General features: G+C 50.3%; 9 protein-coding genes and 1 riboswitch. All 9 genes read right to left on the bottom strand.

From position 1 onward, the window contains the following. Window positions 1–288 precede the first annotated feature (288 nt). Window positions 289–828, bottom strand: a complete 540-nt coding sequence (locus HW443_RS07415; RefSeq protein ID WP_176230876.1) for a hypothetical protein — start codon at window positions 826–828, stop codon at window positions 289–291. A gap of 1 nt (window position 829) precedes the next feature. After that, a complete protein-coding gene (locus HW443_RS07410) occupies window positions 830–2,335 on the bottom strand; it encodes a TrkH family potassium uptake protein (protein WP_176230875.1) in 1,506 nt (501 codons plus the stop codon). Beyond that, window positions 2,332–2,466 (bottom strand): hypothetical protein, encoded by a 135-nt coding sequence (locus HW443_RS13355; RefSeq protein WP_258188961.1) that lies wholly within the window; start codon window positions 2,464–2,466, stop codon window positions 2,332–2,334. The genes HW443_RS07410 and HW443_RS13355 overlap by 4 nt, the downstream gene beginning before the upstream one ends. 155 nt (window positions 2,467–2,621) lie before the next feature. Next, entirely contained in the window at window positions 2,622–3,278 is a 657-nt protein-coding gene (locus HW443_RS07405; RefSeq protein WP_176230874.1) for a potassium channel family protein, read from the bottom strand. Next, complete coding sequence (locus HW443_RS07400; RefSeq protein WP_176230873.1) at window positions 3,279–3,941, bottom strand: potassium channel family protein; 663 nt, start codon at window positions 3,939–3,941, stop codon at window positions 3,279–3,281. A gap of 161 nt (window positions 3,942–4,102) precedes the next feature. Next, window positions 4,103–4,230: riboswitch (cyclic di-AMP (ydaO/yuaA leader) on the bottom strand. Window positions 4,231–4,526: 296 nt separating this feature from the next. Further along, window positions 4,527–6,542: a sodium-translocating pyrophosphatase gene (locus HW443_RS07395; protein WP_176230872.1), complete on the bottom strand. Its 2,016-nt coding sequence runs from the start codon at window positions 6,540–6,542 to the stop codon at window positions 4,527–4,529. 99 nt (window positions 6,543–6,641) lie between these two features. Continuing rightward, window positions 6,642–7,283 (bottom strand): V-type ATP synthase subunit D, encoded by a 642-nt coding sequence (locus HW443_RS07390; RefSeq protein WP_176230871.1) that lies wholly within the window; start codon window positions 7,281–7,283, stop codon window positions 6,642–6,644. Next, window positions 7,267–8,694 carry a V-type ATP synthase subunit B gene (locus HW443_RS07385; protein WP_176230870.1) on the bottom strand — a complete coding sequence of 476 codons (1,428 nt, stop codon included), beginning with the start codon at window positions 8,692–8,694 and terminating at the stop codon, window positions 7,267–7,269. Before HW443_RS07385 ends, HW443_RS07390 begins: the two co-directional genes overlap by 17 nt. Window positions 8,695–8,696: 2 nt before the next feature. Continuing rightward, a partial coding sequence (locus tag HW443_RS13350; protein ID WP_320411533.1) for an ATP synthase beta subunit C-terminal domain-containing protein occupies window positions 8,697–9,337 on the bottom strand: 641 nt, incomplete at its 5' end.

The following is a 9,337-nucleotide window of genomic DNA, read 5'->3' as shown; positions in this document are numbered from 1 at the left end:
TCGGAGCTTCCCCAACATCTTTGACACTCTATAGCTCCATATCTGCTATGTCGAACTCTTTCCTCTGAAAATGCATCTTAATTTTCATGTTCCTTTGTGCCAGTTGTGGCATGACGGTTTCATGGGTTGCTTTTTGACCTCGACTATTATTACATCACTAAGTTTGCAAGTCAAGACTGCTTTTGGGCTAGATTCTTATCTGAGGCAACCAGACCGGAAAATTGCCTCTGAAGTTCCACCATAAGACACAGAATACATAATCTGGGCTCGAACTGACCGGTCCAGAGCTCAAGGAAGCGGAGTGCGCTTCCGTTTCCACCTGTTGAGCCAGAACATGGTAAGAGACAGAACCATCAAAAGCAAAGCCACCAGGGCACGCCTTACATTTGGTATTTCCTGGTAAGAGCGGCCGGGCTGGATAACCGAAAGCTCCAGGGCATGAATGTCCATATCTCCGCCATGCTGAGGACAGGACTGATTGAAGATTCCCACTATTTCCACTATATCCCCTCTATGCCTGTATCCTCCTATATGTCTGATCTCCCCGGTTTCTTCCAGAGGAACCCAGATGCCAAATCCTTGATTTCCTCCCACCAGCTTTCCCCCTTCTCTTACCGGGTGGCGACTGTAGGCATCATCGTTCACGGTGATCCAGGCGTACTCTCCTCGCCTTAAAATATCCCCCACAACTTCCCCTCTGAAAATAATCACCTGACCGTCGAATTTAGCGGAGTTCTCAATCAGCTCCGAGCTGGAGACAACCTGGGCAGAAGCCAGCCCGGGGGACATAACCAGAGCCAAAAGAGCAAGGGCGAACAACAGCACCACCTCACTCACCCCTCACCGCAGCAAAAACAAACCCGAAGAGAGCGAACACAGCCATGAACTCCAGACGGCCGACCCACATCTGAAACATATAGACCACCTTCAGGAGCGTGGGCATGGAAGAGGAAGTGATGCCGACAGAAAGTCCGGTAGTGCTGCCCGCTGATACCGCCTCAAACAGGGCCTCAGATAGGGGATAACCGTAAAGTACCCCCACGATGGTGCCCAGACCATAGTTAATAAAAATGAAGCAAATAGTGATGAACATGGCGGCCCGGGCCATTCTATTATCCAGAATGGTATCCCGGATATGGTGGATCTTCTGCACGACGACCGATGATTCCGGAGAAATCAGCCTCCTGAGCTCATAGCTGAGGCTCTTAAAGAGGATGCCCATCCGCAGGCCTTTTATCCCTCCGCAGGTGGAGCAGGCGCTGCCCCCTATGGCCATAGCCATGGTCACACCCAGCATGGCCAGCGGTCCCCAATTGTTTACAAATTGCCGGGCAAAGATGGTCTGATTGCCTGTGCCGGTGTGTCCAGAGATGAGAATATAAAACCCTTTTCTGAAAAGGCTCATGGCATCAGGGTAAATATTAAGCTGAGTTAATCCTATTACCACCAGAGTAAAAGTAATGGCTACGGTAATGCTAAAGGAAATGATCTCCAGGTTGCGATAAATCTCCCGACGGTCACCTCTCCAAACCGCATAATGGAGGGCAAAGTTAAAGGATCCGATGATAAAAAGAACCATGGTGGCCAGCTCCAGGAGGAGGCTATGGTAGTAGAGAAGATTAAGGGACTGGGGAGCAAACCCGGCCGTGCTCCAGGCTCCCATAAAAAGCCAGAGTCCATGAAAAAATCCTCTCTCCGGAGACATACCTTCTCTGACATTTAATACCCATAGAACCGCAGTCCCTATCACCAGGTAAGTAAGACTTATGAACCCAATAGCCCGGGCCGTCTGGATCACATTGGGCAGCAGTCGCTCCTCTCTTGCCTCTCCAACGTAAAGCTTAAAAGCGCCTGAGGTGCCCCTGATCATAAACATAAGAGCCACCACGATTATTCCCTGACCTCCAGCAAAAGTTATCAAATGTCGCCACATATTCAGGGCATTAGAAATGTGGTCAAGATCATTGAGGACAAAGAGACCAGTGGTAGTCATGCCGCTTATGGCATCAAAGGTAGCGTCCAGAAAGGAAGGGAAGTGTCCACTCAAATGGTAGGGGATGGCCGCAAAGACCTTTGCCACCAGCCCGGCTAGAGCGGCCACCACCATTCCGTGCGTCCAGGTCAAATCTCTACGAGTGTAACATAAGAACTCCATAAAATAACCGAAGAGAAGACAGGCAGAAATGCCTATAGCAAAGTCAATGGTGGCATTCCATTCCTGGAAATAGAGGGAGACTAAAAGAGGGACAGTCATAAGAAGACCAATGCCTATGACCACCTTACCCACATAGAGGCCCACCACCTGGAAGTCCTTAAGTCCGGGGCGCAGAATCATCGAGAAATCCCCGTGGCTACGAAGATAATAACCAGGGCCACCAGGATGATGAAGGCGGCCATGCCTATTTCCGTCGCTATACCTGCCATATAGCGTCCATATCTTCTGAGTCTTTCGCTGTTACCAGACATCAAGCTACTCCTGCTCCCGTATTCTGATCCGATCTTTCAAGGAAGATTCCTTACTAATTTTCATTACGGGGGGCCGTCACCCGTGAACCTTGAAAATCTTGGCTATTTGCTGGGTACGTAGGACCTATTTAACAACTGTATCCATCAGGTGATCGCTAGCCGAGCAGAATCTGCCTTAGCTGCTCTTCCTTTTCCGTCTTGGTGACGGCAATTATGTTGTCCCCTTCCTGCAGAATGGTACTTCCCCGAGGAATAATGACTCCGTCACCGCGAATGATAGCTACCAGAATGCAGCCCGGGGGGAGGCCCAGATCTTTAACCGCTTTGTTGGAGACTATGCATCGATCCTCCGGTAAAAGAAGCTCCACAATGGCCAGGCTTCCCTTAGAGAGAGTATAAAGGGTAATTATGTCGTCAATAGTCGCTTCCTCTTCGATGAGGCGGGAAATTACGGTGGTACTGCTGACGGCCCTGATACCCATCTTTTGAAAAATGTGCTCGTTTTTGGGATTATTAACCCGGGCCACAATCTTGGGCACATTAAAGGTGCTCTGGGCCAACTGACAGGCCACCAAATTGTCATCATCGTCCCCGGTAACGGCAGCCAGGACGTCGGCTCGCTCGACCTGAGCCTCTTCAAGGTACCGCTCATCACAGCCATCTCCATTGATTACCATAACGTCGGTCTCGCTGGCTATCTTTTCGCACTTCTGTTTGTCTCTTTCCACTACCACGACGCTGTGTCCCCGGCAGCGGAGCTCCTTGGCCAGAAAGGCTCCGACCTTGCCTCCTCCCACTATGATTATGAACATCTACTTCTTTGCCTCCTGAGTGGTCAAAAAAGACTTTATCTGGGAAAATGCTCCCTTTCTGGCTGCCGCCACCACAAGATCACCCTTATGAAGCGGGGTGCTCCCGTCAGGGATTATGTAAGTATCGTTTCTGACAATGCTGGCAATCCTTAAAGTGGCCGGGATCTCCATTTCCTTCACTGTCTTGCCTTCAACCAGCTCCCCTACCATAAACTCCACCACCGCTATATCTGCTGAGGGAAGGGCCACATGGTGGCGGAAGGTACCCTTATGGAGATGATTGAGGATGGCAGTAGCTACCATTTTGGTGCCACATACGTAATCCACCCCTATCTTCTGATAACTTTTCTCATGTTCAGGATTATCTAATCTAACCACTACTTTAGGAACATTAAAAATCCTGGTGGCTACGTCAGCTGTAACTAAATTTGCATTATCGTAATTGGCAACGGCGGCCAGCGCATCGGCTTGCTCGATGCCGGCCTGCCTCAAGATGTCCTCATCGTATCCCATCCCCTGGACCACAAGCCCGTTGAATGTAGCTCCCAGCCTCTTAAAAGAGTCTGTGGACTCATCGACCACAGCCACATCATGGCCCTCGGAAGCCAGAAGAGTAGCCAACTGAGAGCCTACCCGTCCGCAGCCTACTACTACGACGTACATTGTCTTCCCCCTCCTGCGAGAGGTCGGGGATTCTACCTTGAGGAACTAATTCCCCCAACACCTCCCTTTACTTAACTTTTATATGAACTGCATAAACTCTTCCATTGCTGACTTACTGGCAAAAATAAAAACCACAGAGGTTATCTGTGGTCTGCGCAGATAGTCTCCTTCTATCAAGCCTACGAAGTTAGCTGACGGGTCAGGAATAGAAGGTTTCCCGTCCTCGCCAGGACTTCACCCCGCAATTGGTTCCCCCGCTTCCTGGAGAAGAATTCGGCTAACGGTTATGAATCTATATTTGTGATTAAGTCCTTACTATTTCTCCGAGAGCTACCTGAATTGTGACTATAGATTAACTGGCCAGGCTTGTCAACACCGACGTCTTAGAGTTCTTTGCAGCCTTGCTACGATCTTCGTCCCAGGCTTAGATTTTGCATTGCTAGAGGACAGCCCTCTAAATGCACCCTCAATTAGGACAATCCGAACGGTTTGCCTGTTTGCTCAACCCCTGCCGGGACCAGACAGTTGAGAGACAAATGAGGATGTTTGTTGTTCGGCTAGATGCTCACTTGAGCCAACATGTCCCTAAAAACCGAGATACCTGCCTATGATACCACCATACCTTACAAAGAGAGGAGCAAAGGTAAGGGAAACAATGCTTATTAATTTTATGAAAATGTTCATAGAGGGACCTGCTGTATCTTTGAAGGGGTCTCCTACTGTGTCACCCACGATTGAAGCCGCGTGTGCTGGAGTGCCTTTTCCGCCGTACTCGCCTTTTTCTATGAACTTCTTGGCATTGTCCCAGGCGCCTCCCGCATTAGCCATCATAACAGCAATTAAAAAGCCTGTTATCAGAGTTCCGGCAAGCATTCCGCCGAGAGTGTCGGGGCCGAGAAGCATTCCGACCAGGAAGGGGGCGGCGATGGCAAGAACTCCAGGCACCACCATTTCTTTGAGTGCTGCTTTTGTGCTTATGTCAACGCAGCCAGCCGGATCAGGTTTTTCTGTTCCTTTAAGAATACCCGGCCTATCTCTGAACTGTCTCCTAACCTCCTCGACCATATGGAAGGCAGCCCGTCCTACCGCCTTCACGGTAAGGGAGGAAAGGAGAAAGGGCAGCATGGCGCCAATCAACAGCCCGCTCAGAACACTCGGATTCATTATGTCCATAAACTCGAGCCCGGTGACCGCGCTGTAGGCCACGAAAAGGGCTATAGCGGTAAGTACGGCAGAGCCGATGGCAAAACCTTTAGCTATAGCTGCGGTTGTGTTGCCGATACTGTCAAGACTGTCAGTAATCTTTCTGACCTCGGGAGGGAGTTTGGCCATTTCTGCTATACCTCCTCCGTTGTCGGCTACTGGGCCGTAGGCATCGATAGAGACGGCCATCCCGGTTATGGAGAGCATCCCCACGGCGGAGAGGGCAACTCCATAGATGCCATATCCCGCTATCTCACCCGTGAAATAGGCTATTAGCATAGCGCTGACAATAGCAAGCATAGGGAGAGCCGTGCTGCGCATTCCCGTTGCAAATCCGGCCAGGATGGTGGTAGCAGCACCTGTTTGGGCCGACTGGGCTATTTCCTTAACTGGTGTGTACTCATACGAAGTGTAGTACTCTGTAATTTTCCCGATGATAACCCCAGCCAAAAGGCCCACAATTATGGACCAGAAGTAGCCCATTTTATCTGCTCCCCACCACTGTATTAGTAGGAAGGTAGCTAGAATCATCAGGGCAGAGCTTACATAGATTCCCATGTTTAGTGATGTGGAGAGACTACGACGTTCGCTTGTTCGTACGAAAAGTGATCCCAATACAGATGATATAATACCGGCGCCGGCAAGAAACAGAGGCAGAGTAACAGCGAAGGGCTCCATTCCCAGCGCTACAGCAATAATTAGAGGAGCCACTATAGCTCCGATATAGGACTCAAAGAGATCAGCTCCCATTCCGGCAACGTCTCCCACATTATCGCCGACCAAGTCGGCTATCACGGCCGGGTTTCTCGGATCATCTTCTGGTATACCCGACTCCAATTTGCCGACCAGGTCCGCTCCCACGTCGGCCGCTTTGGTGAAAATGCCACCGCCGACACGAGCAAAAAGAGCAATAGAGCTGGCGCCCAGGGCGAAGGCGTTTATAATCTCAGAGTGCCTGAACAAAAGAACCACCATACCAAGTCCTATCAAACCGAGGCCGACAACGGACATGCCCATCACGTTTCCTGCCCTAAAGGCGACTATTAGGGCGGCGACGCCCCTCTCATAGGCTGCCTGAGCTGTCCTGGCGTTTGCTTTGGTAGCGATAGTCATACCAATGAACCCGGCCAGGGCAGAAGATGCAGTACCGAGAAGATAGGCAACAGAAGTCAAAATCCCGATGGTCCACCAGATGAGAGTAAACATAAAGAGGACAAACATGAAGAGGATTTTATACTCTCTCCTAAGAAAAGCCCTTGCGCCTTGCTGGATGGAGGTAGAAATATCTATCATATCGGAGTTTCCAGGACTTTGTCTCATTACCATATGGGCCTGATAACCTGCAAATACAAGAGCTGCCCCACCAATAACCGGTGCTATCCACAGAATTTCAAACAAGGTATCCTCCTATTCAAGAAGTATTCTGGCATAAAAGACACAAATTCATCGAAATCTCTGTCTTAAACAGGGTCAAGAGGCAAACTGAAAGCGGTTCTGCTAGGACCAGAATTCTCTCGCCCTCTCCTCTTCCAGCATCTCCTTTACTTTCATCACCCTTGTTCTCGACTCCCTCTCTATCTCATCAAGCTTCATGGTTATGAACTTAATGTTATCCTGCAGTTGTGGTATAAGAACATATTCCAGGGCGTTAACCCTTCTCCTTGTCTTCTCGATCTCCTCGGCCAGGACCTCGGCTGTCTTTTCAACCTCCGCCAGCTCCCCAAGCAAGAAAAGGGTCTTTTCCATCTGAAGAACCGTTGTATCGAGGATTGCCGGAGTCAAGGCCAGGCTGTAGCAGTCGACCTCCCCCTCTTCCTGGAGACTTATCTCAGGGATGCGTACATTTAGAAGAGTTTTCTCCCTGATATCCACCCCTAGTCTCAGCCTGGGGTAGAGAATCGACTCCTGGAGCTCTCCGCCCAACATCTGGCCCCGGGTGAGGACAGACAGAGTGTAGCTCTCTTTAAGTTCCTCCTCCGCCCGTCTCCTGACCTCTATGATTCTATCCAGGATAGCCATAAAGTTCTTCATCAGCTCGTCGAGCTTGTCCCGGAGAAGCTTGTGCCCCCTTTTCGCCATCTCAGCCCTCTTTTTCAGTTTTAAAAGCTCCATTCGGTTAGGGCTAATCTTTAGGGGCACTTTCGTCTCCTGTTACCAGAACTGGTATCTTTTGCTCCTTTTTCGCCTCAAGATACCTTTCGATCTGGGCCTCCGATACCCTCTTAAGCTCTTCCCTCGGGAGAAGCCGCAGAAGCTTCCAGCCCAGATCCAGAGTTTCCTCAATGGTCCGGTTTTCATACTCGCCCTGGGCGATGAAATTTCCCTCAAACTGGTCGGCAAACTCCACGAATTTTTTGTCCTCTTCGGTCAGGGCAGCCTCGCCTAGAATAACCATGAGTTCCTTGGCCTCACTGCCTCTGGCGTAAGCGGCAAAAAGCTGATTAGAAAGCGCTGAATGGTCCTCCCTTGTTTTCCCTTCTCCAATACCCTTCTCCTTCAACCGGGAAAGAGAGGGAAGAATGTCGATAGGGGGGTATATACCCTTCCTATGAATATCTCTGCTCAGCATTATCTGCCCTTCTGTAATGTAACCGGTAAGGTCAGGTATGGGATGGGTCTTATCATCCTCGGGCATGGTAAGCACAGGTATCTGAGTAATCGACCCCTTTCTGTCTTTTATCCTCCCGGCCCTCTCGTAAATAGTTGCCAGGTCTGTGTAAAGGTAACCCGGGTACCCCCTTCGGCCAGGGACCTCCTTACGAGCGGCGGAAATCTCCCTGAGCGCCTCGCAGTAATAGGTCATGTCCGTCATAATCACTAAGATGTGCATATCCAGGTCAAAAGCCAGATACTCTGCTGCGGTCAGGGCTACCCGCGGAGTGGATATTCTCTCAACAGCCGGGTCGTCGGCAAGATTTATGAATATGACCGCTTTTTCGATCGCTGCCGTCTTCTTGAATTCGGAGATGAAGTAGTAGGCTTCTTCAAAGGTGATGCCCATGGCCGTAAATACTACAGCAAACTCCTCCTCCTTCCCCAGAACTGTTGCCTGGCGGGCTATCTGGGCAGCCATCCGAGGATGGGGCAGACCAGATCCCGAAAATATGGGGAGCTTTTGTCCTCTGACAAGAGGGTTTAAGCCATCAATGGCCGATATCCCGGTCTGGATGAAGTCCGTCGGATAGTCCCTGGCGCAAGGGTTCATAGCAACACCGTGGATATCCAGATACTTATCGGCAATTATTTCCGGACCTCCGTCTATGGAGTGCCCAAGACCATCGAAGACTCTTCCCAGAATATCTCGGGAAACGCCGAATTCAAGGCTCTTACCGATAAACCTCACCCTGGTCTGAGTGGTGTTAAGTCCGCGGGTACCCTCAAAAACCTGCACCAGAGCATAGTCCCTGGAAACTTCAAGAACATTGCCCCTGCTCCTCGATCCATCGGGAAATTCGAGTTCAACAAGTTCCTCATACTTTACACCCTTCACCCCCTCCACCAGGACCAGGGGTCCGACAATATCTCTCATGGTCAGGTATTCTCTCAGCATATCTAAACCCTCCCCGTGAGGGAAACTTGCAGCTCTCTTGTGATTTCTCTCTCTATATGGTCGAATTCCTCCAGTTTTCCCTCTGGGATAAACTTTGCTCTCGCTATCCTCTCCTTGATCTTTGCCTCCAGGATCTCCCCCAGAGCCCTTCCCTCTTCAAGTGCCTTTAGGGAGACCTGGTGAAAGCTTATTATCAGCTTCAACATACGGTACTGCTTCTCTAGAGACGTGTAGGTGTCATTGGGATCGAAGGCGTGCTGCTGCAGGAAATCTTCCCGTATCGACTTCGCCGTCTCCATGAGAATTCTATCCTGGGGAGAGAGCACATCTATTCCCACCAGCCTTACGATCTCTTTCAGCTCCGACTCCCGCTGAAGAATCTTCATAGCCTCCTCTCTTATTGACTTAAAGTCGAGTGCTACTACGCGGCCCCAGTACTCCTCCATCCTCTCCAAATAGAGTGAGTAGCTGGTAAGCCAGTTTATAGCAGGAAAGTGACGCTCGTAGGCCAGACGGTCCTCCAGGCTCCAAAACACCTTAACCAATCTCAAAGTCGACTGGACAACCGGGTCTGACAGATCACTCCCTGGAGGGGAGACTGAACCGACAACTGGCACACTTCCCTCCCCATTGTCAGTTCCCA

This window comes from Candidatus Hakubella thermalkaliphila (assembly GCF_013281975.1).
GTDB classification, from domain to species: domain Bacteria; phylum Actinomycetota; class Humimicrobiia; order Hakubellales; family Hakubellaceae; genus Hakubella; species Hakubella thermalkaliphila.
This window is presented reverse-complemented; position numbering and strand designations above follow the sequence as displayed.